23 protein-coding genes, 1 tRNA gene and 1 pseudogene are annotated in these 26,899 nt (G+C 70.9%); 15 read left to right on the forward strand and 10 right to left on the reverse strand.

Going from position 1 to position 26,899, the window contains the following annotated elements; genetic code table 11:
- Positions 1 to 8 precede the first annotated feature (8 nt).
- Positions 9 to 752 carry a pyruvate formate-lyase-activating protein gene (pflA, locus tag OHA21_RS13370; RefSeq protein ID WP_328473771.1) on the forward strand — a complete coding sequence of 248 codons (744 nt, stop codon included), beginning with the start codon at positions 9 to 11 and terminating at the stop codon, positions 750 to 752.
- On the opposite strand, the gene OHA21_RS13375 is transcribed toward pflA, so the two are convergent.
- Positions 721 to 2,178: an MFS transporter gene (locus tag OHA21_RS13375; protein WP_328473773.1), complete on the reverse strand. Its 1,458-nt coding sequence runs from the start codon at positions 2,176 to 2,178 to the stop codon at positions 721 to 723. The two genes, pflA and OHA21_RS13375, sit on opposite strands and share 32 nt — an antisense overlap.
- Before the next feature lie 78 nt (positions 2,179 to 2,256).
- On the opposite strand from OHA21_RS13375, the gene OHA21_RS13380 reads away from it, so the two are divergent.
- From OHA21_RS13380 to OHA21_RS13405, 6 genes are all read left to right on the forward strand, one after another.
- The gene (locus OHA21_RS13380) at positions 2,257 to 2,907 is read left to right on the forward strand and encodes a TetR/AcrR family transcriptional regulator (RefSeq protein ID WP_328473775.1); all 651 of its coding nucleotides are present in this window, start codon (positions 2,257 to 2,259) and stop codon (positions 2,905 to 2,907) included.
- A gap of 13 nt (positions 2,908 to 2,920) precedes the next feature.
- Positions 2,921 to 3,253, forward strand: a complete 333-nt coding sequence (locus OHA21_RS13385) for a TfoX/Sxy family protein (RefSeq protein ID WP_328473777.1) — start codon at positions 2,921 to 2,923, stop codon at positions 3,251 to 3,253.
- Positions 3,254 to 3,329: 76 nt separating this feature from the next.
- Positions 3,330 to 4,013 (forward strand): hypothetical protein, encoded by a 684-nt coding sequence (locus OHA21_RS13390; protein ID WP_328473778.1) that lies wholly within the window; start codon positions 3,330 to 3,332, stop codon positions 4,011 to 4,013.
- 60 nt (positions 4,014 to 4,073) lie between these two features.
- A complete protein-coding gene (locus tag OHA21_RS13395; RefSeq protein ID WP_328473779.1) occupies positions 4,074 to 6,827 on the forward strand; it encodes an alpha-amylase family glycosyl hydrolase in 2,754 nt (917 codons plus the stop codon).
- 166 nt (positions 6,828 to 6,993) lie between these two features.
- On the forward strand, positions 6,994 to 8,295 hold the full coding sequence (locus OHA21_RS13400) for an IS256 family transposase (RefSeq protein WP_328467659.1): 1,302 nt from the start codon (positions 6,994 to 6,996) through the stop codon (positions 8,293 to 8,295).
- A 274-nt stretch (positions 8,296 to 8,569) separates the two neighbouring features.
- Complete coding sequence (locus OHA21_RS13405; RefSeq protein WP_328473781.1) at positions 8,570 to 8,935, forward strand: hypothetical protein; 366 nt, start codon at positions 8,570 to 8,572, stop codon at positions 8,933 to 8,935.
- A gap of 173 nt (positions 8,936 to 9,108) precedes the next feature.
- On the opposite strand, the gene OHA21_RS52705 is transcribed toward OHA21_RS13405, so the two are convergent.
- Together OHA21_RS52705 and OHA21_RS13415 are read right to left on the reverse strand one after the other, a co-directional pair.
- Positions 9,109 to 9,582 (reverse strand): cellulose binding domain-containing protein, encoded by a 474-nt coding sequence (locus tag OHA21_RS52705; protein ID WP_442875162.1) that lies wholly within the window; start codon positions 9,580 to 9,582, stop codon positions 9,109 to 9,111.
- Between the two features lie 156 nt (positions 9,583 to 9,738).
- Positions 9,739 to 11,112, reverse strand: a pseudogene (locus OHA21_RS13415) (endo-1,4-beta-xylanase); the annotation flags it as partial.
- A 209-nt stretch (positions 11,113 to 11,321) separates the two neighbouring features.
- Between OHA21_RS13415 and fdh the strand changes: the two are divergent.
- From fdh to OHA21_RS13435, 4 genes are all read left to right on the forward strand, one after another.
- Positions 11,322 to 14,513 (forward strand): formate dehydrogenase, encoded by a 3,192-nt coding sequence (gene fdh, locus OHA21_RS13420; protein ID WP_328473783.1) that lies wholly within the window; start codon positions 11,322 to 11,324, stop codon positions 14,511 to 14,513.
- Entirely contained in the window at positions 14,503 to 15,480 is a 978-nt protein-coding gene (locus OHA21_RS13425) for a 4Fe-4S dicluster domain-containing protein (protein WP_328473785.1), read from the forward strand. The genes fdh and OHA21_RS13425 overlap by 11 nt, the downstream gene beginning before the upstream one ends.
- A 95-nt stretch (positions 15,481 to 15,575) precedes the next feature.
- Complete coding sequence (gene nrfD, locus OHA21_RS13430; protein WP_328478406.1) at positions 15,576 to 16,490, forward strand: NrfD/PsrC family molybdoenzyme membrane anchor subunit; 915 nt, start codon at positions 15,576 to 15,578, stop codon at positions 16,488 to 16,490.
- A 381-nt stretch (positions 16,491 to 16,871) separates the two neighbouring features.
- Positions 16,872 to 17,651 carry a polysaccharide lyase family 7 protein gene (locus OHA21_RS13435; protein WP_328473787.1) on the forward strand — a complete coding sequence of 260 codons (780 nt, stop codon included), beginning with the start codon at positions 16,872 to 16,874 and terminating at the stop codon, positions 17,649 to 17,651.
- Positions 17,652 to 17,656: 5 nt separating this feature from the next.
- On the opposite strand, the gene OHA21_RS13440 is transcribed toward OHA21_RS13435, so the two are convergent.
- On the reverse strand, positions 17,657 to 18,133 hold the full coding sequence (locus OHA21_RS13440) for a hypothetical protein (RefSeq protein WP_328473789.1): 477 nt from the start codon (positions 18,131 to 18,133) through the stop codon (positions 17,657 to 17,659).
- A 145-nt stretch (positions 18,134 to 18,278) separates the two neighbouring features.
- On the opposite strand from OHA21_RS13440, the gene OHA21_RS13445 reads away from it, so the two are divergent.
- Together OHA21_RS13445 and OHA21_RS13450 are read left to right on the forward strand one after the other, a co-directional pair.
- Positions 18,279 to 19,958, forward strand: coding sequence for a sensor histidine kinase (locus OHA21_RS13445; RefSeq protein ID WP_328473791.1), 1,680 nt, complete (start codon positions 18,279 to 18,281; stop codon positions 19,956 to 19,958).
- Complete coding sequence (locus tag OHA21_RS13450; RefSeq protein ID WP_328473793.1) at positions 19,955 to 20,584, forward strand: response regulator transcription factor; 630 nt, start codon at positions 19,955 to 19,957, stop codon at positions 20,582 to 20,584. The genes OHA21_RS13445 and OHA21_RS13450 overlap by 4 nt, the downstream gene beginning before the upstream one ends.
- On the opposite strand, the gene OHA21_RS13455 is transcribed toward OHA21_RS13450, so the two are convergent.
- The 3 genes from OHA21_RS13455 to selD all read right to left on the reverse strand — a co-directional run bounded on the left by OHA21_RS13455 (position 20,577) and on the right by selD (position 23,696).
- The gene (locus tag OHA21_RS13455) at positions 20,577 to 21,434 is read right to left on the reverse strand and encodes an alpha/beta fold hydrolase (RefSeq protein WP_328473795.1); all 858 of its coding nucleotides are present in this window, start codon (positions 21,432 to 21,434) and stop codon (positions 20,577 to 20,579) included. The two genes, OHA21_RS13450 and OHA21_RS13455, sit on opposite strands and share 8 nt — an antisense overlap.
- 30 nt (positions 21,435 to 21,464) lie before the next feature.
- On the reverse strand, positions 21,465 to 22,433 hold the full coding sequence (locus OHA21_RS13460) for a hypothetical protein (protein ID WP_328473797.1): 969 nt from the start codon (positions 22,431 to 22,433) through the stop codon (positions 21,465 to 21,467).
- A gap of 255 nt (positions 22,434 to 22,688) precedes the next feature.
- Positions 22,689 to 23,696 (reverse strand): selenide, water dikinase SelD, encoded by a 1,008-nt coding sequence (selD, locus tag OHA21_RS13465; RefSeq protein ID WP_328473799.1) that lies wholly within the window; start codon positions 23,694 to 23,696, stop codon positions 22,689 to 22,691.
- A 105-nt stretch (positions 23,697 to 23,801) separates the two neighbouring features.
- Between selD and OHA21_RS13470 the strand changes: the two genes are divergently transcribed.
- Complete coding sequence (locus OHA21_RS13470; protein WP_328473801.1) at positions 23,802 to 24,419, forward strand: hypothetical protein; 618 nt, start codon at positions 23,802 to 23,804, stop codon at positions 24,417 to 24,419.
- Here the strand turns inward: OHA21_RS13470 and OHA21_RS13475 are convergent.
- From OHA21_RS13475 to OHA21_RS13485, 3 genes are read right to left on the reverse strand one after another with little or no spacing between them, the layout of a single operon-like run.
- Positions 24,375 to 25,652 carry an RNA polymerase sigma factor gene (locus tag OHA21_RS13475; protein ID WP_328473803.1) on the reverse strand — a complete coding sequence of 426 codons (1,278 nt, stop codon included), beginning with the start codon at positions 25,650 to 25,652 and terminating at the stop codon, positions 24,375 to 24,377. The two genes, OHA21_RS13470 and OHA21_RS13475, sit on opposite strands and share 45 nt — an antisense overlap.
- Positions 25,649 to 26,023: a YciI family protein gene (locus OHA21_RS13480; RefSeq protein ID WP_328473805.1), complete on the reverse strand. Its 375-nt coding sequence runs from the start codon at positions 26,021 to 26,023 to the stop codon at positions 25,649 to 25,651. Before OHA21_RS13480 ends, OHA21_RS13475 begins: the two co-directional genes overlap by 4 nt.
- A 33-nt stretch (positions 26,024 to 26,056) precedes the next feature.
- Positions 26,057 to 26,635: a DUF998 domain-containing protein gene (locus tag OHA21_RS13485; RefSeq protein ID WP_328473807.1), complete on the reverse strand. Its 579-nt coding sequence runs from the start codon at positions 26,633 to 26,635 to the stop codon at positions 26,057 to 26,059.
- Between the two features lie 150 nt (positions 26,636 to 26,785).
- Between OHA21_RS13485 and OHA21_RS13490 the strand changes: the two genes are divergently transcribed.
- Positions 26,786 to 26,879 (forward strand) — tRNA-Sec (locus OHA21_RS13490).
- Positions 26,880 to 26,899 lie beyond the last annotated feature (20 nt).

The raw sequence follows: 26,899 nt of genomic DNA on the forward strand, positions 1-26,899 counted from the left end.
CTGGAAGCATGAGCGCAACGGTCCGGGCCTCGGTGCATTCCTGGGATGTCGTCACTGCCGCCGACGGCCCCGGCACCCGGTTCGTCACCTTCCTCGCCGGCTGCCCGCTGCGCTGCCTGTACTGCCACAACCCGGACACCTGGGCGGGCCGCACCGGCCGCCACATGACCGTCGACGAGCTGATCGCCAAGATGCTCACCTTCCAGGCGTTCATCCGGGCGGCCGGCGGCGGGGTGACGGTGTCCGGCGGCGAGCCGCTGCTGCAGAGCCACTTCGTCGAGGCGTACCTGCACCGCTGCAAGCAGGAGGGCATGCACACCGCCCTGGACACCTCGGGTTTGCTCGGCGCCCGCGCCACCGGCCCGCTGCTCGACGACACCGACCTGGTGCTGCTCGACGTGAAGAGCTCCGACCCGGAGACGTACCGCAAGGTCACCGGTGTCGCGCTGGACCCGACGATCGCGTTCGGCGACCGGCTGGCCGCCCGCGGCACGCGGATGCGGATCCGGTTCGTGCTGGTCCCCGGCCTCACCGACGACCCGGGCAACATCGCCGGCGTCGCCGACCTCGCGGTCCGCTGGAGCGACGTCGTCGAGCAGGTCGACATCCTCCGCTACCACCGGCTCGGTGTCGGCAAGTACCGCGAACTCGGCCTGCGCTACCTCCTGCCGGACGCCGCCCCGCCGACGGGGGAGCAGCTGGCCGCGGCGGCTCGGCACTTCACTGACCGGGGGTTGCGGGTGACGACGTGAGCGCTTTGGCGCCGCGGCGGGCGGCCCACACCACGAGCGCCGCGCAGACCGCGGTGAGGACCAGCGTCGCGGTGGTGACAGCGTTCTCGAAGTCGTGGGCCACGCCGCCGCCGATGTCGGTGAGCGATCCGGCGACCGCGGCCGCCACGACGGTGCCGGTGACCGCCATGCCGACGCTGCCGGCGACCTCCTGGCTGGTGTCGCTGAGCGCCGCGCCGGTGGAGGTCTGGTCCTCCGGCAGCCCGCGCATCACGGTCACCCCGGCGATCGTCGAGACGACCCGCATGCCGGCGGCGGTCAGCGCCAGCGCGACGGCGATCCACACGTAGTCGTAGCGGCCGAGCAGGGCGTAGACCAGCAGCCCGGCAACCACGGCGGCAGCACCGATCGCCCCGGCACGCTGGGTGCCCAGCTTCTCGGCGAACTTCTCGACGAACGGCCCGACCGCGATCAGGACGACGACCTGCGGCAGGTTGCCGAGCGCGGCCTGCGCCGGCGACCAGCCCCAGACCAACTGCAGCTGCAGCGAGACGCTGTAGGCGAGCGCGGCCATGCCGAGGCCGAGGGCGGCCTCGTAGGCCAGGCTCGCCGAGACGGCCGGGCGCCGGATCAGGGCGAAATCGAAGATCGGGTGAGCGGTACGCCGCTCGCGCACGACGAATGCGACAGCCCCCGCGACCGCGCCCAGCCCGGCCAGCCACGGCGTCGCGTGGCCCCAGCCGTCCTCGACGGCCAGCGTGGCGGTCCACAGGGTGAGGATCAGCGTGGCCGTGCCGAGCAGCGCGCCGGGCAGGTCGAGCGGGGTGCGGTTGCGCTTGGCCAGGTCGTCGGCCGGGATGCCGCGGCTGATGCAGAACAGCGCGAGCACGGCGATCGGCACGTTCATCACCAGCAGGGTCTGCCAGGGCAGCACCTGGATCACCAGGCCGCCGACGGTCGGTCCGACGGCCATGCCGACCAGGCCGACCGTGGCGATCAGCGAGGTGGCCCGCATCAGCAGGTTCTCCTGGTCGAAGAGCCGGAAGCACAGGGCCATGGTGCCGGGCGCGGTCATCGCGGCGGTGACGCCGATCGCGGCGCGGACGGCGATGAGCTCGCCGGGTGTGCGGACGACCAGCACGGCGAGGCTGGCCAGGGCGAACAGGCTCAGCCCGAGCAGCATCACCCGGCGCGTCCCGTACCGGTCGGCGATCGCGCCGAAGGCGATCATCAGGCCGCCGAACAGCAGCGAGTAGCCGGAGCTGATCCATTGCAGGTCGGAAGCGGTGGCGTGCAGCTCACGGGCGATGGTCGGCAGCGCGACGTTGAGCACGGAGTTGTCGAGCATCTCCACGAGGAAGACGACCGACAGGCCGAGAATGGCGGGCCACACGGCCCGCAGTGAGGTGGCGGACGCTTTCGGCGCGTCCAGGACTGCTGTGGTCATCAGTGATCTCCCCGTTTCTGGAACGTCGTTCCAGTGATTGAGTTTGGAACGCCGTTCCAGGCATGTCAAGATGGGCGCATGGCAGCCAGGACGGCTCTCTCCCGGGAGCGCATCGTCGAGGCCGCGATCGAGCTGCTGGACACCCGCGGCGAGAGCGGGCTCACCTTCCGGGCCCTGAGCGCGCAGCTCAAGACCGGCGCCGGCGCGATCTACTGGCACGTGGCGAACAAGGACGAGCTGCTGGCCGCGGCCACCGACGCCGTCCTCGCCGGCCTGCTCACCTCCGGTGCGGCCGGCGCGACACCGCAGGGGGAGATCCGGGCGGTCGCGCTCGGGCTGTTCGACGCGATCGACACTCACCCCTGGATCGGTACGCAGCTGTCGCGCCTCGCCTCACAGTCGGCGACCCTGCAGATCTTCGAGCGCCTCGGGCGGCAGGTGCAGGCGCTCGGCGTACCCGATGGCGCCCAGTTCAACGCCGCGTCCGCGCTGCTGAACTACATCCTCGGCGTCGCCGGCCAGAACGCCGCCAACGCGCGCTCGCAGGAGCCGGGCACCAGCCGCTCCGACGTGCTCGGCGCCGAGTCGGCCACGTGGGCCGACCTGGACCCCGCCGACTTCCCGTTCCTGCACCACGTCGCCGGCCAGCTGCGCGAGCACGACGACCGCGAGCAGTTCCTGGCCGGCGTCGACCTGATCCTCGCCGGCATCACAGTGGCCCGGCGGTGACACACTCGCAGGCATGGCGTACGACGAAGAGCTTGCCAAACGGATCCGGGAGCTGCTCGGCGACCGCGACGACCTGACCGAGGTCCGCATGTTCGGCGGCCTGGCCTGGCTGATCAACGGCAACATGGCCGTGGTGGCCCGCGGCAAGGGCGGCCTGATGGTGCGGGTGGATCCCGCCGACCACGACGATCTGCTCGCCGAGGACGGCACCGAAACGATGATCATGCGCGGCCGGCCGATGCGGGGCTGGCTGACCGTCGAGGCGCAGGCCTGCGCCACTCCCGAGCAGCTCGCGCCGTGGGTCCGGCGCGGGTTGGCGTACGCCCTCGCCCTGCCCCCGAAGTAGATCTTTCTGGGCGGGCCGGGCATGGTGTACGTCCATAACGGGCAGGTTCGAACAGGACCGCAGAGAGGAGAGCGCCATGTCTGCCGCGCTTCGTGCAACGGTGACCGCCGGGCTGCTCGGCGCCTCGCTGGCCGCGTGCACCCCTGCCACCGAGACCGCACCGGCGACCGCCTCGTCCGCCGGCCCACCGGCGAGCGCCGGCCCCGAGCCGGCCACCACCGGCATTCCGGGCAGCGCCCTGCTGCAGGCCGCCGACGTCAACGACGCCGAGCCCGAGGCGCTCGAGCAGGGCGACCTCGCGGTGTACCGGCCGCTGCGGCCGTGCGGCACCGAGCCGTACCCGAGTGACAAGACCCGCACCGACGCGGTGGCCGTGCGCTACGTCGTCGATCCCACCGCCGCCGGAACCGCCCCGGTCGTCGTCGTGCACTTCATCGGACGGCACACTCCGGGCGGCGCGGCCGAACAGTTCGATCACATCGGCGCCGCCCTCAAGCGCTGCCCCGGCGGCCTCGGCGAGGGTGAACGTCAGTGGACCGTCCTGGAGTCCAGCGACGACCGGATGCTGGTCCGCATCGACGAGATGATCACCTACGGTGGCGAGAAGCCGGCCAAGGTCAGCTACTACGCCGGCCTGGCCCGCGTCGGCGACGCCGTCGTCACGGTCACCGACCTGGGCTGGGAGGACATCGGCGGCTCCGAGAAGGTGGCACGCGACCTGCTCGGCAAGGCGGTGCAGCGGGCGGGCACGATCTCCTGATTGCCGCGATTCCGACAACAGGCCGCCCGGGTGATCGGCGGGTGACTACCATCACCATGCATGTCGATCCGTCGTTTCGTGGCCGTCGCCCTGTCCGCGATCCTCGCGGGAGCCTTCACCGTCCAGCCCGCTGAGGCCGCCGGCAGCACCCTGCCGGCCCGGCACTCGCTGCGCGCCCCGGTCACCGATGAGAACTTCTACTTCGTCATGGCCGACCGCTTCGAGAACGGCGACACCGCCAACGACACCGGCGGTCTGCCGGCCGACCCGCTGGTCTCCGGCTTCGACCCGACCCGCAAGGGCTTCTACAACGGCGGCGACCTGAAAGGGCTGCTCAACCGCATCGACTACATCCAGGGGCTCGGCACCACGTCGATCTGGCTGACGCCGAGCTTCAAGAACAAGCCGGTCCAGCCGGAGGACGGGCCGTCGGCCGGTTACCACGGCTACTGGATCACCGACTTCACCCGGATCGACCCGCACCTGGGCAGCAACGAGGAGCTGCGGGCCCTGGTCGACGCCGCCCACGCGCGCGGGATGAAGGTCTACTTCGACATCATCACGAACCACACCGCCGACGTGATCGGCTATCAGGAGGGCGCGCGGCAGCCTTACGTCAGCAAGGACACCGAGCCATACCGTACGGCCGCAGGCGTCCCGTTCGACGACCGCGACTACGCCGGCACCGGCCGGTTCCCGGCGCTCGACCCGGCGGTCTCCTTCCCGTACACCCCGGTGCTCGACCCCGCCGAGCGGGACCTCAAGGTGCCGGCCTGGCTCAACGACGTGACGCTGTACCACAACCGCGGCGACACCACCTTCGTCGGGGAGAACTCGTACTACGGCGACTTCTTCGGCCTCGACGACCTGTTCACCGAGCACCCCCGCGTGGTCCGCGGCATGATCGACATCTACAAGACGTGGATCGCGGACTTCGGCGTCGACGGCTTCCGGATCGACACCATGAAGCACGTCGACGACGCGTTCTGGCAGAAGTTCGGTCCCGAGGTCCTCGACTTCGCCCGGTCACAGGGCAAGCGCGAGTTCTTCATGTTCGGCGAGGTGTTCGACACCAGCCGCAGCTTCACCTCGCAGTACACCACCCGCAACCGGATGCAGGCGGTCATCGACTTCCCGTTCCAGGACGCGGCCCGCAACTTCGCCTCCCGCAGCGCCCCCACCAGCCAACTCGGGCAGTTCTTCGCGGGCGACGACTGGTACACCGACGCCGACTCGAACGTCTACCAGCTGCCCACCTTCCTCGGGAACCACGACATGGGCCGGATCGGCAACTTCGTGGTCACCGACAACCCGGGCGCCGGCGACGCCGAATGGCTCGCCCGTGACCGGCTCGCCCACGAACTCATGTACTTCTCCCGCGGCAACCCGGTCGTCTACTACGGCGACGAGCAGGGCTTCACCGGGCCCGGCGGTGACCAGGACGCCCGGCAGACCATGTTCGCCAGCCGCGTCCCGGAGTACCTCGACGACGACCTGCTCGGCACCGACGCCACCCACGCGCAGGCCAACTTCGTGCCCACCCACCCGCTCTACCGCAGCATCAGCGAACTCGCGGCGCTGACGAAGAAGCACCCCGCGCTGCGCGACGGGGCACACCAGCATCGGTACGCCTCCGACGCTTCCGGCGTCTACGCCTTCTCCCGCATCGACCGCGACCGGCAGCGTGAGTACGTGGTCGCTCTGAACAACAGCGAGCAGCCCGCAACGGCAGACATTCCGACGTACGCGAGCAGGCAGCAATTCTCCCGGGTGTACGGCTCCGGTCCCGCCCGTTCGAAGAGCGGCGCCGACCGTACGCTCACTCTCACCGTGCCCCCGCTGTCCGCTGTGGTGTACGCCTCCGACAACCGGATCCCGGCCTCCCATGCGGCCCCGCGCATCTCGCTCGGCACACCGGCTCCGGCCGCCGAGTCCCGTTCCCGAATGCAGGTCTCGGCAGATGTCACCGGATCGTCGTTCTACGAGGTCACCTTCTACGCCCGCGCCGGCAAGGGCGGCTGGACCCCGATCGGCACCGACGACACCGCCCCGTACCGGGTCTTCCACGACGTCAGCGGGTTGCGCGCCGGCAGCCCCGTCGAGTACCGCGCGGTCGTCCTCGACAACGCCCGGCACACCGCCACCAGCCAGGCCCGCAGCACCCGCGTCCCGGCGCCGGCCCTGACCATCGAAGCCCCGGCCGAAGGCAGCAACGTCCGCGGCCGCGTCGAGGTCCGTGCCGTCGCCGACCCGGAACGCGCCACCCACGTGGTCCGCTTCGAGCGCAGCATCGCCGGTGGCGCCTGGACTGCTCTGGGCACGGACAGCTCGTCGCCCGCGTACACCGCCTTCGACGACCTCTCCACCCTCAACCTGGCCGCCGGCACCCAGATCCGCTACCGCGCCGTGCTCACCGAGCCCGGCGGCACCCGGGTGACCAGCGCGATCCGCACCGTCCGGTACGCCGGCCCGCCGCTGCAGACCGCCACCCTGCACTACCTGCGCCCGGCCGGCGACTACGAGGGTTGGGGCCTGCACCTGTGGGGCGACGCGGTGGACCCGGACCTGCTCGCCACGATCGCCTGGGACCGCCCGATGCCACCCACCCGCATCGAGAACGGCTGGGCCTCGTACGACATCGCCCTCGCCGACGACACCAAGCCCGTCAACTTCATCATGCACCTGCCGAACGGCGACACCGTCCCCACCACCCGCGAGCCCGGCGGCGACCGCTCCTTCCTCCCGATCAACAGCCCCGACGTCTGGATAGTCCAGGGCGACCCCACCGTCCACACCACGCAGCCTCCCAGCTGACCAGCACCGCTGCTTCCCGGCGCGGGACACGACGCTGGCCGTCAGCGGCCCGGCTCGGCTTGGCTGACCGCCAACGCTGCCTCCCCGCCCGGGATAGGACGCTGGCGGTCGGCCGGGTGGGACTGTAAAAAGAACGGTGTAACTCCTGATCAAGGAGACGCACCTGATGACCATGATGACGGAGGCCGTGGATACTTCCGCGGTGGCCAAGAAGAAGGACCCGGCAGCCTTGTCTGGGAGTGTCGATGCCGAACTGGTCGGCCGGCTCGTGGAGCAGGCTCGTGCCGCGGGCCTGCAGCTGACCGGTGAGGGTGGTCTGCTGCAGCAGCTGACCAAGCGGGTGATCGAGGCGGCGATGGACGGTGAGATCACCGACCACCTCGGCTATGAGAAGCACGATCCGGCCGGCAAGGACGGCGGGAACTCCCGCAACGGGTCGAGGGCGAAGACGGTGCTCACTGATGTCGGCCCGGTCGAGATCGTCGTGCCGCGGGACCGGGACGGCTCGTTCGAGCCGCAGATCGTCAAGAAGCGGCAGCGCCGGCTGACCGGGGTCGAGGACATGGTCCTGTCGCTGTCGGCGAAGGGCCTGACCACCGGGGAGATCAGCGCTCACCTGGCCGAAGTCTATGGCGCCGAGGTGTCGCGGCAGACGATCTCCACGATCACCGACAAGGTGATGGACGGCATGGCTGAGTGGCAGAACCGGCCCCTGGACCGTGTCTATCCGGTCGTGTTCCTCGACGCGATCAACGTCAAGATCCGCGACGGGAAGGTCGCCAACCGGCCGATCTACGTCGCTTTGGCGGTCACCGCCGAGGGCACCCGCGACATCCTCGGGCTGTGGGCCGGCGACGGCGGCGAGGGCGCCAAGTTCTGGTTCAGCGTGTGCACCGAGCTCAAGAACCGCGGCGTCGAGGACGTGCTGATGGCCGTCTGCGACGGCCTCACCGGCCTGCCTGACGCGATCAACACCGTGTGGCCGCAGACGGTGGTCCAGACGTGTGTGGTTCACCTTCTGCGCAACTCGTTCAAATACGCCGGCCGGCAGCACTGGGACGCCATCGCGAAGGCGTTGAAGCCGGTCTACACCGCACCGACCGAGCAAGCCGCCGAGCAGCGGTTCCTGGAGTTCGCCGAGGTCTGGGGCGAGCGATACCCGGCGATCGTCCGGCTCTGGGAGAACGCCTGGGCCGAGTTCGTGCCGTTCCTGGCCTTCGACGCCGAGATCCGCAAGGTCGTCTGCTCGACCAACGCGATCGAGAGCGTGAACGCCCGGATCCGCCGGGCCGTGCGGGCCCGCGGGCACTTCCCGAACGAGCAGGCTGCCCTGAAATGCGTCTACCTCGCCGTGATGGCCCTGGACCCGACCGGCACCGGCCAGCGCCGCTGGACTATGCGCTGGAAACCCGCCCTCAACGCCTTCGACCTCGCCTTCGAAGGACGCCTCACCGCAGGCCGTAACTGACCTTCAACAAATCGAGTTACACCGTTTTCTTGACACTCCCGGCCGGGTGGGTCTGGCTGACCGCTACCGTTGCCTCCGCGCGCGTGAGGGGACGTTAGCGGTCAGCTGGGTGGGTTTGGCTGACCGCCACTGCTGCTTCGGCGCGCGGGAGGCAGCGATGAGCGTCGGCTGTCGTGGGGTGACCGGCTAGTTTGAGCGCATGAGTCTGCTTGATGACGTTGGGGAGCGCGACGGCTGGCGCTGCTGGGTTTGTGACGAGCCGGTCGATTCCGATATGTCGGTGAATGACCCGCGTGGCCCCAGCGTGGACAGCCGGACCGCTGACCGTAAGGCCAAAGTCGCGGAGCGGCTTGCGCACCGGGCCTGCAACACGCGCAAGGGCGCGGTCAAGGTGGTCATCGCCTGGCCGGACCGGCTGCGCGTGGTGGAGCCCGCGCCGCTGATCACGGTCGCCGAGCGGCTCGAACGCAAGGGTGGGCGGGAGTTGGTCGCCCGGTGCCCGACCAAGAAGGATGCTCAGGAAGCGGCGGACTGGCTGGTCGACCGGTTCTCCCGGCTGGTGCCCGGGCTGCCGGTGACCGCGAGCGTCGACGCCGGCGGCGGCCAGTTCCTCGTCGCCCTGGCCGCGGGCCGCCGCTGAATCGCCAGCCGCCGGCCAGTGCTGAATCGCCCAGCCGTCGGCCATTGCTGAATCGCCCAGCCGTCGGCCATTGCTGAATCGCCCAGCTAAAGGGCGGTGCTGGACCGCCGGGCCACGGGGCGGTGCGGAACGACCCGGGAGCTCGAAGGCTCCCGGGTCGTTTCATTGCGGGGTCAGGCTGCGGTGCAGGTGGCGCTGGCGGGCGGTGTGCCGTTGCCCTGGAAGCCGAACTCCGTGCTGCCGCCGGCCGGGACCCGGCCGTTGTAGGAGGCGTTGGCGAAGCGGACGGTGCCGCTCGTGCCGCTGGCCTGCGAGTTCCACGAGTTGGTGACCGTGGATCCGGACGGCAGGGTGATCGAGACCGACCAGCTGTTCAGCGCGGTCGAGCCGGCGGTGACCTTCACCGTGGTCACGAAGCCGCCGGTCCACGCGTTGTTGGAGATCGTCGCCGAGCACCCGGTGGGGACCGGCGGCGGGGACGAGGACGGCGGGGGAGGCGGCGACGAGGACGGCGGCGGGGTGGTGGTGTCGGGGGCGACCGCGCGGCCGGTGGACGGCGAGATCATGCCCGAGCACAGGCCGCGGTTGCGCAGGTCCTGGGCGATACGCGGGAGCGCCGCGATGGTGTTGGCCGGCCAGTCGTGCATCAGGATGACCTGGCCGTTGGTGAGCTGCGCGGCGGCCGCCACGATGGCGTCGGTGCTGACGTTGTTCCAGTCCTGCGTGTCGACGTCCCAGATGATCTCGGTCAGGCCGTACTTCTGCTCGACCGCCTTCAGGGTCGCGTTGGTCTCGCCGTAGGGCGGGCGGAACAGTTTGGGCGTGCCCCCGCCGGCGTTGGCGATCGCCGTCTGGGTGCGGCTGATCTCGGAGTCCATCTCGGCCTGGCTCAGCTGGGTCATGTGCGGGTGGCTGTAGCTGTGGTTGCCGACCCAGTGACCATCGGTGACCTGTGCGCGTACCAGAGACGGGTTTGATGTCGCGTTGTTGCCCTGGTTGAAGAAGGTGGCCCGCAGACCGTTGGTCTTCAGCGCGCTCAGCAGCTGCTGGGTGGTGGAGCCGGGGCCGTCGTCGAAGGTCAGGCCGACGTAGCCGTTGGCGCAGTTGCCGGTGGGCGGCGGGGAGGACGAGGGCGGCGGCGACGACGGCGGGGCGCCGTTCAGGGCTTCGAGGGTGGAGTTGTAGGCGGCCTTCTTGTTGCCGCTCGCGTCGAACAGCAGCGGCGTGCCGCTGGCCCGCCACGAGTCGCTGTCGCGGATGCCCCACACTGTGATGCCGGTGCAGCGGGCGACGGCCAGGCAGTCCTTGACCACGTTGGCGTACGTGGTGGCCTGCGTGGTGCCGGAACCCTCGATGTCCAGTTCGGTGATCTGCACGTCGACGCCGAGATCGGCGAAGTTCTGCAGGGTGGTGCGGTAGTTGCCCGGGTACGGCGAGCCGCTGTTGAAGTGCGACTGCAGACCGACACAATCGATCGGTACGCCACGCGCCTTGAAGTCCTTGACCAGGTTGTACACGCCCTGCGTCTTGGCCCACGTCCAGTTGTCGGTGTTGTAGTCGTTGTAGCAGAGCTTGGCGGCCGGGTCGGCGGCCCGCGCCGTCTTGAACGCGTCCTCGATCCAGTCGTTGCCGGTGCGCTGCAGGTTGGAGTCGCGGCGTCCGCCGTTGCTGTCGTCGAACGCCTCGTTCACCACGTCCCAGGAGTGGATCTTGCCCTTGTAGTGGGTCATCACCTGGGTGATGTGGTTCTTCATCGCGTTGCGCAGGGCGGTGCCGCTCATGCTCTGCATCCAGCCGGGCTGCTGCGAGTGCCAGGCCAGCGTGTGCCCGCGGACCTTGGCGCCGATCTCGTTGGCCCGGGTGATCAGCCGGTCGGCGGTGGTGAAGTTGAACTGGTTCTGCTGCGGCTCGAGCGCGTCGATCTTCATCTCGTTCTCGGCCGTGAGCATGTTGAACTCGCGGTTGAGGATGGTCGAGTAGGTCGAGTCGCTGAGCTTGTTGATCGCGACGGCGGTGCCGAAATAGCGGCCGGACTGGGCCGCCGAGGCGCCGAGCGTGGTGGCCGCTTCGGCGCTGGAGGCCAGGGTCGCCGTGGTCGCGGCGACGGTTCCGGCCGTCACCGCGATGGCTATCGTGCGCAGCCAGCGACGGGACTGGGGATGTGGAGCGGTTGTCATTGCGGTGCCTTTCGCTGACTTCAGGGGACGGTGGGTCAGCTGTCGGCCCGATCACCGGGACGATCGAGCCAGCTCGATCAACACGTTAGCGATATCGGCCCGAAACTTGCGCAACGGAATCGAAACTTGCGCTATTCGTCAATCTGGGAGCGTTCCCAAGGAGCCCGGGAAGTCCTGCGGGCGCCGAAGATCGGGGTTAGGGTCCTTCCATGGGCGTCCGCACCTGGATCGAAGGGTGGCCGGTCTACCGGCAGCTGACCGGGACCGACCCGCTGGGCCGCGGCGCGGCCGCACAGTCCGGGCGCTCGCGGGAGCTGACCGCGCGCACCACCACTGCCGATTCGATGGCCCGCTCCGTGTGCCCGTACTGCGCTGTCGGCTGCGGCCAGCGGATCTTCGTCAAGGACGGCGAGGTCACCCAGATCGAGGGCGACCCGGACAGCCCGATCTCCCAGGGCCGGCTCTGCCCGAAGGGTTCGGCCAGCAAGAGCCTGGTCACCAGCGAGCGACGGCAGAAGAAGGTGCTCTACCGCCGGCCGTACGCGACCGACTGGGAAGAGCTCGACCTGGACACGGCGATGGACATGATCGCCGACCGGGTGCTGCAGGCCCGGGAGCAGACCTGGGAGGACACCGACGACCAGGGCCGCCCGCTGAACCGGACGCTCGGCATCTCCAGCCTCGGCGGGGCGACGCTGGACAACGAAGAGAACTACCTGATCAAGAAGCTGTTCACGGCGATGGGCGCGATACAGATCGAGAACCAGGCGCGGATTTGACACTCCGCCACCGTTCCCGGTCTGGGGACCAGCTTCGGCCGTGGCGGGGCCACCGGATTCCTTCAGGATCTGGCCAACGCCGACTGCATCATCATCCAGGGCTCCAACATGGCGGAGGCGCACCCGGTGGGCTTCCAGTACGTGGTGGAGGCCAAGAAACGCGGCGCGAAGATCATCCACGTCGACCCGCGGTTCACCCGGACCAGCGCGCTCGCGCACTCGTTCGTGCCGGTGCGTGCCGGCGCCGACATCGCCTTCCTGGGCGGGGTGATCAACTACATCCTGGCCAACGAGAAGGACTTCCGGGACTACGTGGTGGCGTACACCAACGCGTCCATGATCGTCAGCGCGGACTTCCAGGACACCGAGGACCTCGACGGCCTGTTCTCCGGCTACGACCCCGAGCTCAACGTCTACGACCAGAGCAGCTGGCAGTACGCGGGACAGCAGGACGAGGGCCAGGAGGAGGGTGAGGCGCACGCCGACCGGGAGACCGCCTCCGGCCTCGAGCAGGAGTCGCACGGACCGCCGATCCCGGCCGACGTGCCCCGGGACCCGACCCTGCAGGATCCGCGCTGCGTCTACCAGATCCTCAAGCGGCACTACGCCCGCTACACCCCGGAGGTCGTCGAGCAGGTCTGCGGAGTGCCGCAGGACAAGTTCCTCGAGGTCTGCGAGGCCTGGACGGCGAACTCCGGCCGCGAGCGCACCACCGCGCTGGTCTACTCGGTCGGCTGGACCCAGCACAGCGTCGGCGTGCAGTACATCCGCACCGGCGCGATCATCCAGCTGCTGCTCGGCAACATGGGCCGGCCTGGCGGCGGCGTGATGGCCCTGCGCGGGCACGCCAGCATCCAGGGCTCCACCGACATCCCGACGCTGTTCAACCTGCTTCCCGGCTACCTGCCGATGCCGCACCACCAGCAGCACGAGACGTTCCGGCAGTGGGTCGACGCGATCCGCAACCCCGAGCAGAAGGGATTCTGGGCCAACGCCGAGGCGTACGCGGTGAGCCTGCTCAAGGCCTACTGGGGTGACGCCGCCACGGCCGGCAACGACTGGGGTTACGGCTGGCTGCCCCGGCTGACCGGCGATCACGGCACCTACCGGCAGGCCCTCGACATGATCGACGGCAAGATCAAGGGGTACTTCCTGCTCGGCCAGAACCCGGCGGTCGGCTCGGCCCACGGCAAGGCGCAGCGACTCGGGATGGCGAATCTGGACTGGCTGGTCGTACGCGACCTGTTCCTGATCGAAAGCGCGACCTTCTGGAAAGACGGACCGGAGGTCGCCACCGGCGAGATCGTGCCCGAACAGTGCCGCACCGAGGTGTTCTTCATGCCCGCGGCCTCCCACGCGGAGAAGGACGGGACGTTCACCCAGACGCAGCGGCTGCTGCAGTGGCGCGAGAAGGCCCTCGACCCGCCGGGCGACTGCCGGTCCGAGCTGTGGTTCTTCCATCACCTGGGCCGGCTGGTCCGGGAGAGGCTGGCCGGCTCCGTCCTGCCGCGCGACCAGGGCCTGCTCAACCTGACCTGGCCGGACGAGGAGCCCAGCGGCGAGGACGTCCTCAAGGAGATCAACGGGTATGACGTGGCCACCGGCGAGCTGGTGCCGAACTTCACCGCGCTCAAGGCCGACGGCTCGACCGCATGCGGCTGCTGGATCTACTCCGGCGTCTACAAGGACGGGGTGAACCAGGCGGCCCGCCGCAGACCCGGCCGCGAGCAGAACTGGGTGGCCCGCGAGTGGGGCTGGGCGTGGCCGTCGGACCGGCGCACCCTCTACAACCGGGCGTCCGCCGACCCGGACGGCAAGCCGTGGTCGGAACGCAAGAAGTACGTCTGGTGGGACCCGGAGGCGGGGGAGTGGACCGGCTACGACGTGCCCGACTTCGAGAAGACCAAGCCGCCCTCCTACCGGCCGCCGGACGGAGCCAGCGGGGTCGCGGCGATCGCCGGCGACGACCCGTTCATCATGCAGGGCGACGGGAAGGGCTGGCTGTACGCGCCGAGCGGCCTGATCGAAGGGCCGCTGCCCACCCACTACGAGCCGGCCGAGTCGACGGTTCGCAACCCGCTCTACGGCCAGCAGGCCAACCCGGCCCGCAAGGTGTACGACCGGCCGGACAACCCGGCCAACCCGAGCGTGAACTCGGTGTACCCGTACATCTTCAGCACCAGCCGGCTCACCGAGCACCACACCGCGGGCGGGATGAGCCGGCAGCTGGCGTACCTGTCGGAACTGCAACCGGAGATGTTCGTCGAGGTCTCCCCGCAGCTGGCCGCGGAACGCGGCCTGGAACACCTCGGGTGGGCGCACATCGTCACCGCGCGCGCCGCCATCGAGGCCCGGGTCATGGTGACCGACCGGCTGCGGCCGCTGCGCGTCGACGGCCGGGTGCTGCACCAGATCTGGATGCCGTACCACTGGGGCAGTGAAGGCCTGGTCACCGGCGACTCGGCGAACGACCTGATCGGCATCACCCTCGACCCGAACGTGCTGATCCAGGAGAGCAAAGTGGGCACCTGCGACATCCAGCCGGGACGGCGCCCGGTCGGACCGGCCCTGCTCGAGTACGTCGAGAGCTATCGCAGACGGGCGGGCGAGAATGGGAAGTAACAGCCTGTACGGGCCGCTCGACCCGGCGCCGGACGCGGGATATGTGGACGCGCCGCCGCGGATGGGCTTCTTCACCGACACCAGCGTGTGCATCGGCTGCAAAGCGTGCGAGGTGGCCTGCAAGGAGTGGAACCTGGTGCCGGACGACGGGTTCAACCTGCTCGGCACGTCGTACGACAACACCGGTGGGCTGACCGCGAACTCGTGGCGGCACGTGGCGTTCATCGAACAGCCGGCGGCGGGCCGGGCATCACTGGGCGCGCCGGCGGAGACCGGCACTGCTCCGGGCGTACCCCCGGCTGTTGATGCTCTTGCTGCGGCCGCGACCACCGCATCGCCGCAGTTTCTCGGCATGCCCGGCAGCGATCTGCCCGGCCGGAACCTGGACGCGCCGCGCACCGACTTCCGCTGGCTGATGATGTCCAACGTGTGCAAGCACTGCACCCACGCCGGCTGCCTGGACGTCTGCCCAACCGGGGCGTTGTTCCGCACCGAGTTCGGCACAGTCGTCGTGCAGGAGGACATCTGCAACGGCTGCGGCTACTGCATCCCGGCCTGCCCCTACGGCGTCATCGACCAGCGGCAGGACGACGGGCGGGCCTGGAAGTGCACGATGTGTTACGACCGGATCGGCGACGGGCTGACGCCCGCCTGCGCGCAGGCCTGCCCGACCCAGTCCATCCAGTACGGCGAACTCGAAGAACTGCGTGGCCGGGCCGCGGAGCGGGTGTCGCGGTTGCACGAGCAGGGCGTGAGCGAGGCCCGGCTGTACGGCCACGACCCCGACGACGGCGTCGGCGGCGACGGCGCGTTTTTCCTGCTGTTGGACGAACCTGAGGTGTACGGCCTGCCGCCCGACCCGATCGTCACCACCCGCGACCTGCCGGCCATGTGGAAACGCGCCGGCGTGGCCGGCCTCGCCATGGCCGCGGCTGTCGTCGTGTCCTTCCTGGGCGGTCGCCCATGAGCCACCAGGACAAGGCCCGGGCGGAAACGGGCGGCGCCGGCCGCGGAGGACACAACGGCGGCCGCCGCGGGAAGAAGCGCGGCGCCGACCGCTCCATGGTGCCGCCCGCCGAGTTCCGCTCCTACTACGGCCGCCCCATCGTGCGGCCGCCGGTCTGGCATCACGACATCGCCGCGTACCTGTTCACCGGCGGCCTCGCCGCCGGCTCCGCCCTGCTGGCCGCCGGCGGTGACGCCACCGGCCGTCCCGCGCTGCGCCGCGCCGGCCGCACCACCGCGCTCGGCGCCCTGGTGGCCAGCGGCTACTTCCTCGTCAACGACCTGGGCCGCCCGGACCGCTTCCACCACATGCTGCGGATCGCCAAACCCACGTCGCCGATGTCGATGGGCACGTGGATCCTCAGCGCGTTCGGCGCCGCCGCGGGCGTCTCCGCCATCGCCGAGGCCGCCCCGATGCTGCCCCGCCCCCTCGGCAAACTGGTCACGCCACTGGGCACCGCCGGCCAGTACGCCGCCGCAGCCGCCGCTCCGGCCCTGGCCACGTACACCGCGGTGCTGCTCGCCGACACCGCCACCCCGAGCTGGCACGCCGCGTACCCCGAACTGCCCTACGTCTTCGCCGGCAGCGCCCTGGCCAGCGGCGCCGGCGTCGGCCTGCTCGGCGCACCCCCGTCCCAGGCCGGCCCGGCCCGCCGCATGGCCGTCTTCGGCGCCGCCCTCGAGCTCTACGGCGCCCACCGCGTGGAGACCACGTTGGGCATCCTCAGCGAGCCCTACACCCAGGGCCGCCCCGGCAGACTCCTGCGCGCCGGACGCGCCCTGACCGCCCTCGGCGTAGCCGGCGCCCTCCTCGGCCGCCGCAGCCGCCTGATCTCCGGCCTGTCCGGCCTCTCCCTGCTCACCGCGTCGCTCGCCACCCGCTTCGGCATCTTCGAAGGCGGCGTAGCCTCCGCCAAGGACCCCAAATACACCGTGCTCCCGCAACGCGAACGCCTAGCCCGAAACCCCTGATCAGTACGCCCGACACCGCGCCCGCCGAATTCGACGCCGTCCCCTTACGTCCGCGCGGCCTGCGCACAACGCAAGGCCCCACCGCGCCCGCCGGGCTGATGGAGGTGGCCGCCCACCCAGCCCGCGCTCTAGGCCAGCCGGCGGGGTTGGGCTGACGCCCAGTGCTGCCTCCCGGCGGCGGAAGGGACGTTGGCGGTCAGCCGGCGGGGTTGGGCTGACGCCCAGTGCTGTTTCCCGGCGGCGGAAGCGACGCTCGCGGTCAGCTGGGGGATTTAAGGATGTTTAAGGATTTGGGTGGGCGAACCGCTTGAGCCGGACATCGACGGCCTGCTTTATTTAACTGTCTTACCGGATTCCCCTGACGGTAACGAGGTCATCCCCATGCAGAGACGCACCCTGCTCGCCGCAGCCCTGTCCACCACCGTCGCCGGTACGCTCGGCGCCGTGGGCATCAGCGCCGCGGAGGCCGCCACCCTCGACCCCAGCCTGCCGCCGGGCGGCAACTTCGACCTGTCGGTCTGGTCGCTTCAGCTGCCGAGCGGCAGCCCGGGCAAGCCCGACACCATCTCGCCGTCGCGGCTCGAGGGCGGCTACACCAATTCGTCGTTCTTCTGGACCGACAAGAACGACGGGTCGATGACGTTCTGGGCGCCGGAGAAGGGCGTGACCACGCCGAACTCGAAGTACGCCCGGTCGGAGCTGCGCGAGATGAACCCGAACGGCAGCGTCGCGGACTGGACGCTCGCCGGCAATCACACGCTCAGCGCCCAGCTGCGGGTCGTGTCGGTGACGAAGAACGTCGCCGTCGGCCAGGTGAAGCTCGGCACCGGTGGCACGTCCACCAAGCCTCTCGCCGAGCTGTACTACCGGCCGAACGGCGACATCTTCTTCGGCACCCAGAACTCGCCGGACGCCAGCGGGCAGACGCTGCACAAGGTCGGCAACGTCGCCCTCGGGGTGAAGTGGACCTACGTCCTCAACGTGACCGGCAGCCGGCTCAACCTGACCGTCAACGGGACGCGGACGAGTTACCCGATCCCGTCCGCGTTCAACCCGTACCGGCAGTATTTCAAGGCCGGCTCCTACAACCAGTCGTCGTCGGAGAGCACCACCAACGGCGCTAAGGTCAAGTTCTACGGCCTGACGGTCCAGCACGGCTGAGGTTGTCAGCCGAGCAGGGAGGCCAGGTTGCCGGCGAGCACGGCGACGATCACCAGGACCGCGACGACGAAACCGGTGATGCCGAAACCGCGAGCGACTCCGGTCTGTGGCGGGCCGTCCTTGGTCAGGCCGGCCAGCCACGCTGCCGCGGCGCCGAGGACGGCCGGGGCGCCCGACCACCACACCGGCAGCGTGACCAGTGACAGCGCGCCGAGGATGATCGCGCCGATCCGGGCCCGGGCCGGGTCGCGGATCAGCGGCAGCCCGACCGCCAGCGCGACCAGCAGGCCGAGGCCGCCGACGACGCTGATGCTCACGATGCTGTCTACCGGTCCTTCCGGCCGGTGCGGGTCGCCGTCGCCGAACACGAGGTCGGCGACCCGGAACGCGAGGTTCGCGACGGTCGAGAGCAGGAACGCGCCGCCGACGAGCATCGGTGCGGACATGCCGCGGGACGTACGGTTCGCAGTGGTGTTGGACATGAGGAAACCTCCGTCGTGGACCGCCCCGGTCGTTCCGGGGCTGTGTCCACCGTGCGCGCCACCCTGTCCCGGGCACCAGTCCCGCGATGTCCCGGAGCGTCCCGCGCCTCTGTGACCGCGTCCCGCGGTGCTGCACCATGAGTCTGTGAACAGTGGAGTGCCGGGCCCGGTCGTCGGGGCCGCGCTGGCGACCGCGGCCGGTGCGGCGCCGGCCCTGGTCGGGCTGGGCGAGAGCACCCTGCCGACCGGAGCCCTGTACGGCCTGGGCTGGCCGGCGTTCGGTCTCGCCGCCGCCCTGCTGCTCGACCGGCACGCGCGATCGCGTCTCGGCCGTGCCTTCGCCGGGCTCGCCGTCATCCCCGCGGTCGTCACCGCGATCGCCCTGCTGTTCCGCGGTGACCAGCCCGGCTGGGCCGCCATCGAGCAGCTCTGGGAACGCGCCGGCGTCGCCCTGGTCGTGGCCGCCCTGGCGGTGGTCGCCGCGACGATGGACATCGCCGCCGACCGGATGTCGCGGCGCCGGCTGGTCTGGCTGGTCGCCGGGTCCGCGGCGCTGCTCGGCGCGGTGTCGACGGCGTCGGTCGCCGGTGGTCCGCGGGTGGCGGCGGTCGTCACCACGCTCGGGTTGTGGGGCGCCGCGGCCCTGATCGTGCGGCTGGTCACCATCCGCGAGCTGCGCCCGGTCGACGAACCGCTGGTCGACGCCGCGGTCGCGGCCGCCACCCTGCTGATCGGCGCCGGGGTCGGCACCCTGGTCCGGACCGGCGCCGAGCACGCCGGGGTGCCGCGGCCGGATGTGTCCGGGGCGTTTTCCGCGGTGGTGGCGGCGGTCCTGGTGCTGCCGGCCGGACTGTGGTTGCGGCGGCAGTTCCTGACCCGCCGGTACGGCCCGGGCGCCCTGTCCGCCGCCGACGTCACCGAGATCACCGCTGAGCTGCACACCCGTACCGATGATGCTCGTGCCCTGTTGGGGAAGGCCGCCGCGATGGTGGCCGCCGCGAGCGGCCACCGGGAGGTCGGCCTGGTGGTCGGCCCGGACCTGCCGGACGTGCCCGGCCACTGGGTGCTCTATCCGCTCGCTGTCGGCGCCGACCGGGTGGGCACCCTCTACCTCGAACCGCGCCACCCGGAGGGTCCCGAGCCTCGCCAGGACCGCGTCGTCCGGCAGCTGCTGCCGACGGTGTCGCTGGTGGCGAAGGCTGTCGACCTGGCCGTCGAGGCCGACCACGTGCGCCGCGACCTGGCCCGCGAGCGCGACACCGAACGCGCCCGGATCCTCGGCGACCTGCACGACGGCCTCGGCCCGATGCTGGTCGGGATGAGCATGCGGGTCCGCGCCGAACTGCGGCGCCGCCCGGCCCCGGTCCTCGAGGCGCTGGCGAACGATCTGGCCGGCTGCCGCAGCGACCTGCGCCGCATCGTCTCCGGTCTCACGCCGTCGGTTCTCGACGACGGCGACCTCGCCGCCGCGCTGGAACGCCTCGCCGGCTCCTTCACCGGGCAGGGGCCCAAGGTCAAGCTCGGCGCGGTCCCGGACGCGCATCTCGCCCCGGAGGTCGCGGTGGCGGTGTACCGGCTGGTCGCCGAAGGCCTCACCAACGCGCTGCGGCACGCGCGAGCCGGGCAGGTGGCCGTCGAGGTACGCACGACGAGCGACACCGTGCAGGTGGACGTGACCGACGACGGTGTGGGCGGCCCGATCGTCCCCGGCGTCGGCCTGTCGTCGCTGCGCCGCCGCGCGGAGGAGCTCGGCGGCACGCTGCAGGTGGACGCCGGCGCCGGCCGGGGTACGCGGCTGCGCCTGGAAATGCCGGCGGCGCCGTGATCAGGGTGCTGGTGGCCGACGACCACCCGATCGTCCTGGCCGGCCTGTCCGCGCTGATCGACTCGGAGCCCGGCCTGGAGGTGGTCGCCGCGGTCCGCTCGGCCGCGGAGGCGCTGGCCGTCACCGCCGAGGCCGACATCGCCGTGCTGGACCTGCGGCTGCCCGACGGCGACGGGATCAGCCTGGGCGCGACCCTGAAACGGCGACAGCCCAGCCTGCGGGTGCTGGTGTTCACCATGCACGCTGATGACCAGTCCGTCGTACGCAGTCTGGGTTCCGGCCTGGACGGCTACCTGCTGAAGGACTCCGACCCGGAGGACGTGCTCGCCGCGATCCGCTCGGCCGCCCGCGGCGCCCTGGTGCTGGGCCGCGGCGCGCAGGCCGCGGTGGTGGCGGCGACGCGGGTGGCGCCGCCGCCGCCGAGCCTGGCCGCGCTGGACTCCCGCGACCTGGAGATCCTCGAGCTGCTCGTCCGCGGCCTGTCCACCACACAGGTCGCGTCCCGGCTGTTCCTGGCCCCGAAGACGATCCGCAACCGGATCTCCGAGATGCTCGGCAAACTCGGCGTCGCCACCCGCGAGGACGCCGTCGCGCTGGCCCGCGCCAACGGTCTCGGGGTCACTTGAGGAAATCGGTGAGGGCGGCGGCGACGGCGTCCGGGTTCTCCTCGGCCATGTGGTGGCCCGACTCGATCGGCACGCCCCGCACGTCGCCCGCCCACGTGCGCCAGATTGCCAGGGGGTCGCCGTACAGGTCTTCCATGTCGTCGCGGGTGGACCACAGGAACAGGGCCGGGCATCGTACGGTGCGCCCGGCGCTGCGGTCCGCCAGCTCATGATCGCGGTCGACGCCCAGACCGGCCCGGTAGTCCTCGAGCATCGCCCGCACCGTGTCCGGGTCGTGGATCGCCGCCCGGAACTCGGCGTAGTTCTCCGCGCCCATGGCCCGCGGATCCGCGGTGTACCAGGCGTCCGGGTCGGCCAGGATGGCGCGCTCCGGCTTCTCCGGCACGGCGAAGAAGAACCAGTGGTACCAGTCGCGGGCGAACTTCGCGTCGCAGCGGGCCAGGGCCTCGCTGATCGGCACCCCGTCCATGACCACCAGCCGGGTCACCGCGTCCGGGTGGTCCAGGGCCAGGCGCAGCGCCACGTAGCAGCCACGATCGTGCCCGGCGACGGCGAACCTGTCGTGGCCCAGCCGCCGCATCAGCGTCACCAGGTCCTGCGCGACGGCCCGTTTGGACTGCTGCGAGTGGTCCGGGAGCACCGTCGCCGTGCCGGACCGGCCGTAGCCGCGCATGTCCGGGCAGACGACGGTGAAACCGCGTTGCAGCAGCTGCGGCGCGACCCGGTGCCAGGTCGCGCCGGTGCGCGGGTGGCCGTGGATCAGCAGCACCGGTGGGCCGTCCCCGGCATGCCGCACTCGCAACTCGACGTCGCCCACGTCCACCCGCTCATCCTTGAATCCCTCGAACATGGAGTACCTGTTACCCCGGCCCGGCGGCTCTCAGCAGGAGATCCGGGTCCAGCCGCGGTCACCGTCCGGGGTGTTGCGCACCCGGGTCTCGAACTTCGGCACCACGGTCTGGCGGGCCCAGCCGGTCCAGGTCACCCACTTCACGCGGACCTGCATCCGGTACGAGTGGGTGCCGCGACGGCAGTCCGCACTCAGCGTCTTCACATGCGGGCCGGCGGCCGGCAGCCGTTCGATGGTGGTGCTGGCGATGGTCCGCGGATTGCAGTTGTAGCCGAACCGGTTGCACACCTTCGTCTCCAGGGCGACCTGCACCGACGCGCTGCAGTTGATCCGGTTGGCGACGCTCAGCCCGGCTGTGCCCTGGACGCGGCGGTCCTTGCGCTGCGGTGGGTTGGTCGACGGGATGAACGCCGGGCTGCCGGTGATGCCGCCCACCCAGTTGCTGCCGGAGCAGCCGCGGGCGCCGGCCACCGCGGGGTCGATGACGCCGGATCCGCTCAGGAAGATGTCCGAGTTGCGGACCACGTCGCCGCACTTGTCGCTGAGTGCGAACCGTACCGTGTTGAGGCCGGCGAACAGGTATTTGTTCAGGTTGAGATAGTCGAGTGGCTGCGGTGTGGGTGCCGTGCAGTTCCGGCTGAAGTCGTGGCGGAACGTCTGCGTGCGGCCGTTTTCGCCGGTGACCGTCATGGTCAGCACGTCGTCGACGACGAAGCGGCCGTTCGCGTTGCGGAATCCGCTGAGGAATGCGCTGGAGACGCTGCTGCGCCACACCGCGAAATCCCCGGAACGGTAGTAGGTCTCGCCGCGGGCGACGGTTCCGCTGTAGCGGGCGGCGACCTGCACGCTGGGCAGGGCCTTGGCTTCAGCTCGGGCTTCGGCCTGAGCTGCGGTCTGAGCTTCGGGCTGAGCTTCTGCCTGGGCGGACGCTGGTGGCAGCGGTGCGAATGACATGCCGGCGGCGACCAGGGTCGCGGCGATGAGCGCATTACGGCGCATGATGTGCTCCGATGGAAGGGGAATGGCGGAATATGACGTGGCGCGCCGTAAACGACCCTACGTAACGGTTTCCCGCCGGGCCATGAATCGGACAGTCGAACCCGGCGTCCATCGGGCCGCGGGTGCTGACGAATCGGGTTAATCCGTTGGGGAAATGTGAAGCTTCGATAAAACGCGCATCAGCCCGGCGGTCGCGCATCGGCCGCGACCGAATGCGGTGGTCGCGATAGCGCTTGTCGTACCGATGATGGGTTTCTATCTGATGCTCAGGGTGACGTCGCCGCGGCGCGCGACCAATTCGCCGATCACCGGGTGTCCGGGGATCTCACCGGCGATCAGCAGGCCGCCGGAGGTCTGCGCGTCGGCCAGCAGCAGCAGTTCGTCCTCGGAGACCCGGCCGGTGCCGGCGTGCGGGCGCACCCAGTCGAGGTTGCGGCGGGTGCCGCCGCTGACGAAGCCGTCCGCGAGGGCCTTGCGCGCGCCCTCGAGGTAGGGGACCGCGGCGCTGTCGATGACGGCGGTGACGTTGCTGGCGCGGGCGAGTTTGTGCAGGTGGCCGAGGAGGCCGAAACCGGTCACGTCGGTGGCGCAGCGGACTCCGGCGGCGAGGGCGGCCTCGGCGGCGGACCGGTTCAGGGTGGTCATCGTCGCGATGGCGTGCGGAAACACCTCGCCGGTGGACTTGTGACGGCTGTTGAGCACGCCGATGCCGAGCGGTTTGGTCAGGGTCAGCGGGGTGCCGGGAGTGCCGGCGTCGTTGCGGAGCAGGCGTTCCGGGTCGGCGATGCCGGTGACCGCCATGCCGTACTTGGGTTCCGGGTCGTCGACGCTGTGGCCGCCGGCGACGTGGCAGCCGGCTTCGCGGGCCACGTCGAGGCCGCCGCGCAGCACCTCGCCGGCGAGTTCCATCGGCAGCGTGTCGCGCGGCCAGCCGAGCAGGTTGACAGCGACCACCGGCGTGCCGCCCATGGCGTAGACGTCGGAGAGCGCGTTGGCGGCGGCGATCCGGCCCCAGTCGTACGCGTCGTCGACGACCGGGGTGAAGAAGTCGGCGGTGGCGATGACGGCCGTCCCGGCGGCGATCCGGACCGCCGCGGCGTCGTCGCCGTCGTCCAGGCCGACCAGCAGCTCACCGGGGCCGTCCGGGGCGGCGCCGCCGATCAGGCCGGAGACCACGCTCTCCAGCTCGCCGGGCGGGATCTTGCAGGCGCAGCCGCCGCCGTGCGCGTACTGGGTCAGGCGGGGGCGGGCTGTGGTCGTCACCCACGCACTGTCGCACAGCCATTCTGGCGCCGCAGGGCGTGGAGGTTCTGTGAAGGTGCGCATGGCGACTCGGTTCCGTGGCGGCTCGGCCATCACTATCACGGGATGCGATCGATGGAAGGCCGCGAGGCTGCGCCGGCGCGCCGGTTGCGGCGCGGGGCGACAGCGCTGGTCCTCGCCGTTCCGCTGGCCTGGGCGGCGGTGGCGGTGACTCAGCTGTCCGGCGTGTGGTTGTTCAGCCGGATCGGGCCTCTGGCGTGGGCCGTGTCCGGGCTGGCCTGGCTGGTGGCCGTCGCCGCCACGGCGCTGGTCGCGGCGGCATTCTGTCTCGTCCGCCGGTTCCTCCTGGCCGGGATGGCGTTCGTGGTCGGTGCGGCCGGCGCGACGGCGATCGTGCGAACCGACTGGACCGCCGCCTTCGTGCACGGCTACTACGAGCGGCACCACGCCGGCTTCCTGGCCGTCGCCGAACTGGCCCGCACCCATCAGCTGGACCCTTTCCCTGCCGAGCTGCGGTATCTGGCGTTCACCGGGGATCCGATCGTCTACGGCGCGAGCACGGTGTACCTGCCCGCCTGGACCGGGATCGTCGACGGTGTCACCGGCTACGCCTTCATCGGGGATCCGCCGGCCGGCAGCATCGTCGAATGCGCGGGGGACCCGTGTCAGGTGCGCTGGTCATTGGGCGACGGCTGGTCCTGGATCGACATGTACCACCGCTGACTCGGCGCGGGCCCGGAACAGCTCCCGCTCCGCCTCGTTGCGCGTGAGCGAGGCGGCCCGGCCGAACTCCGTCCGGGCCTCGGCCGCCCGCCCCAGCTGGGCCAGCAGCTCACCGCGGACCGCGGGCAGCTGCGGATAGTCCCGCAGCGACCGTTCCGCGCCGAGTCCGTCCGCGATCCGGAGTCCGCGCGCCGGATCACCGGCCCGGCCCACCGCAACCGCCTGGTTCAGCCGGACCACCGGCGACGGCAGCAGGTAGGCGAGCACCTCGTAGAGCGCCGCGATCCGCGCCCAGTCGGTGTCGGCCGCGGTGTGCGCCCGCGCGTGACAGGCCGCGATCGCCGCCTGCAGCGAGTAGAGGCCGCCGCCCAGCTCCTCGGCGCGTTCCAGGGCGGCCAGACCGCGGCGGATCAGCAGCCGGTCCCACAACCGCCGGTCCTGATCGTCCAGCAGCACCGGCCGGCCGTCGGCGGCGATCCGCGCGGGGAGCCGCGACGCCTGCAACTCCATCAGGGCGAGCAGGCCGTGCACCTCCGGCTCGTCCGGCAGCAGCCCGGCCAGCACCCGGCCCAGCCGGATCGCCTCCCGGCACAGCGCCGGCTGCGCCCAATCGGTGCCGCCGGTCGCCGCGTACCCCTCGTTGAAGATCAGATAGACCACTCCGAGGACCGTGCCCAGCCGTTCCCCGATCTCGGCCGGCGCCGGCATGCTGAACCGCACGCCCGCCTCGGCGAGCGTCCGCTTGGCCCGCACGATGCGCTGCGCCGCGGTCGCCTCGCTGATCAGGAACGCCCGCGCGATCTCCGGCGTGCTCAGCCCGCCCAGCAGCCGCAACGTCAGCGCCGCCCGCGCCTCCACCGACAGCACCGGATGCGCCGCCGTGAAGATCAGCCGCAGCAGGTCGTCGCCGATGTGGTCGTCGAGCGAGTCGATCAGCTCGTCGTCGTCCTCCCGCGGGATCGCGTCGTGCGCGAGCACCGCCAGCTTCGACGCGTAGTTGGTCCGCCGCCGGATCAGGTCGATCGCCCGGTGCTTGGCGGTCGCCCGCAGCCACGGGCCGGGCTCGCGCGGCACACCGTCACGCGGCCACTGCTCCAGCGCGATGACCAGGGTGTCCTGGGCGATCTCCTCGGCCACCCCGACGTCCTGGACGAGCCGGGCGAGGCTCGCCACGAGCCTCGCCGACTCGATCCGCCAGACCGCCTCGAGAACGGCCTTCGCGTCGCTGTTCAAGCGCCGGCCGCCGGGAAGTCCTCCGGCCCGAACAGCTTCAGCACGTCCACCTCACCCTCCCAGCCCGGCCAGAGGTCCTGGTGCACCCGCAGGAACCGGGACGCCCACTCGACCGCCTCCTCCTTCGACCGCACCTCGTAGATCGCGTAGCTGATCACCTCCTTCGACTCGGCGAACGGCCCGTCGGTCAGCATCAGCTCCCCGCCGGCCAGGCTCACCCGGGCGCCGCTCGCGCTCGGCGCCAGCCCGGAGGTGTCCAGCAGGGCGCCGGCCTTGGTGGCCTCCTCGCCGAGCGCCATGATCGCGGCCATCAGCTCGGGCGGCGGTGGGGTGGTGGACTGCTTCGCACGCAACAGGGTCAGGTAACGCATGTCGGGTCCCCTTCAAGATCAGCGGTAGTGGGTTCAGCGGTAGTGGGCGAAGATCGTGGACAGCCAGGCCGAAGCCAGTATCACGGCTCCGGTGAAGCCGAGCAGGCCCGCTGCGGTGCCGCCGCCGGCGGCCATCGCAACAAATCCGATCAGGAACAACACCCCGGTGACGTACGAGAAGACGGCCAATCCACCGTCGAGGCGCCGCCCGATCAGGAAACAGGCGGCGACCAGGGCGAGAAACCCGATCCCGCCGAGCACGAAGTGCAGGCTCCCGTGCCAGCTCATCGGCACCACCTCGGGCGTGCCCGCCGGAAACCCGCGGCCCGGATCGGCGGCGAAGAAGCCGGACCCGACCATGCCGAGCCCGTACACGCCGAGCAGCGCGCCGGGCCTGACCGTCCGGGACAGCCCGATCGCGCCGGCGACGACCAGCAGACCCGAGACGATCAGGTTCAGGCTGTGCACCCAGCCGAACGGGCCGTTGGCCAGCATGCTCCAGGCGTGCCGGGTCGCATCGAAGCCGTCCCGCAGCGCGATCTCGACCAGCGACACCAGGACATACAGCGGTCCGGCCAGGATGCCGGCGGTCAGCAGCGTACGCGTACGCATGAGTGTTTCTCCCTGTCGGAGGCGGGCCGCCTACCGGCCCTCACACCCATGGCTCGAACGGCCCCACCCCGAATCGACACGGTTCTCGAAGTTTTTTCTCCGTCCTGGCCCAGCGGGCGCGAACCGGACAGTGCGGCTACGGTGATCAGCGGAGGCGTTCAGGCAGCTGGTGCTCCTCGCGGTCTTCAAAACCGTTGCGGCCCGGTATCCGGGCCGGGCGGGTTCGATTCCCGTCCGCCTCCGCTGAGCAGCAGAGAGTGCTGA

This window comes from Actinoplanes sp. NBC_00393, assembly GCF_036053395.1.
Lineage (GTDB): Bacteria > Actinomycetota > Actinomycetes > Mycobacteriales > Micromonosporaceae > Actinoplanes.

What these genes read in the sequence shown, in the direction of transcription:
- pflA (WP_328473771.1), top strand. Translation starts at nt 9, where the DNA reads ATGAGCGCAACGGTCCGGGCCTCGGTGCATTCCTGGGATGTCGTCACT.
- OHA21_RS13375 (WP_328473773.1), bottom strand. Translation starts at nt 2,178, where the DNA reads ATGACCACAGCAGTCCTGGACGCGCCGAAAGCGTCCGCCACCTCACTG.
- OHA21_RS13380 (WP_328473775.1), top strand. Translation starts at nt 2,257, where the DNA reads ATGGCAGCCAGGACGGCTCTCTCCCGGGAGCGCATCGTCGAGGCCGCG.
- OHA21_RS13385 (WP_328473777.1), top strand. Translation starts at nt 2,921, where the DNA reads ATGGCGTACGACGAAGAGCTTGCCAAACGGATCCGGGAGCTGCTCGGC.
- OHA21_RS13390 (WP_328473778.1), top strand. Translation starts at nt 3,330, where the DNA reads ATGTCTGCCGCGCTTCGTGCAACGGTGACCGCCGGGCTGCTCGGCGCC.
- OHA21_RS13395 (WP_328473779.1), top strand. Translation starts at nt 4,074, where the DNA reads ATGTCGATCCGTCGTTTCGTGGCCGTCGCCCTGTCCGCGATCCTCGCG.
- OHA21_RS13400 (WP_328467659.1), top strand. Translation starts at nt 6,994, where the DNA reads ATGACCATGATGACGGAGGCCGTGGATACTTCCGCGGTGGCCAAGAAG.
- OHA21_RS13405 (WP_328473781.1), top strand. Translation starts at nt 8,570, where the DNA reads ATGTCGGTGAATGACCCGCGTGGCCCCAGCGTGGACAGCCGGACCGCT.
- OHA21_RS52705 (WP_442875162.1), bottom strand. Translation starts at nt 9,582, where the DNA reads ATGCACGACTGGCCGGCCAACACCATCGCGGCGCTCCCGCGTATCGCC.
- OHA21_RS13425 (WP_328473785.1), top strand. Translation starts at nt 14,503, where the DNA reads ATGGGAAGTAACAGCCTGTACGGGCCGCTCGACCCGGCGCCGGACGCG.
- nrfD (WP_328478406.1), top strand. Translation starts at nt 15,576, where the DNA reads ATGGTGCCGCCCGCCGAGTTCCGCTCCTACTACGGCCGCCCCATCGTG.
- OHA21_RS13435 (WP_328473787.1), top strand. Translation starts at nt 16,872, where the DNA reads ATGCAGAGACGCACCCTGCTCGCCGCAGCCCTGTCCACCACCGTCGCC.
- OHA21_RS13440 (WP_328473789.1), bottom strand. Translation starts at nt 18,133, where the DNA reads ATGTCCAACACCACTGCGAACCGTACGTCCCGCGGCATGTCCGCACCG.
- OHA21_RS13455 (WP_328473795.1), bottom strand. Translation starts at nt 21,434, where the DNA reads ATGTTCGAGGGATTCAAGGATGAGCGGGTGGACGTGGGCGACGTCGAG.
- OHA21_RS13460 (WP_328473797.1), bottom strand. Translation starts at nt 22,433, where the DNA reads ATGCGCCGTAATGCGCTCATCGCCGCGACCCTGGTCGCCGCCGGCATG.
- OHA21_RS13470 (WP_328473801.1), top strand. Translation starts at nt 23,802, where the DNA reads ATGCGATCGATGGAAGGCCGCGAGGCTGCGCCGGCGCGCCGGTTGCGG.
- OHA21_RS13480 (WP_328473805.1), bottom strand. Translation starts at nt 26,023, where the DNA reads ATGCGTTACCTGACCCTGTTGCGTGCGAAGCAGTCCACCACCCCACCG.
- OHA21_RS13485 (WP_328473807.1), bottom strand. Translation starts at nt 26,635, where the DNA reads ATGCGTACGCGTACGCTGCTGACCGCCGGCATCCTGGCCGGACCGCTG.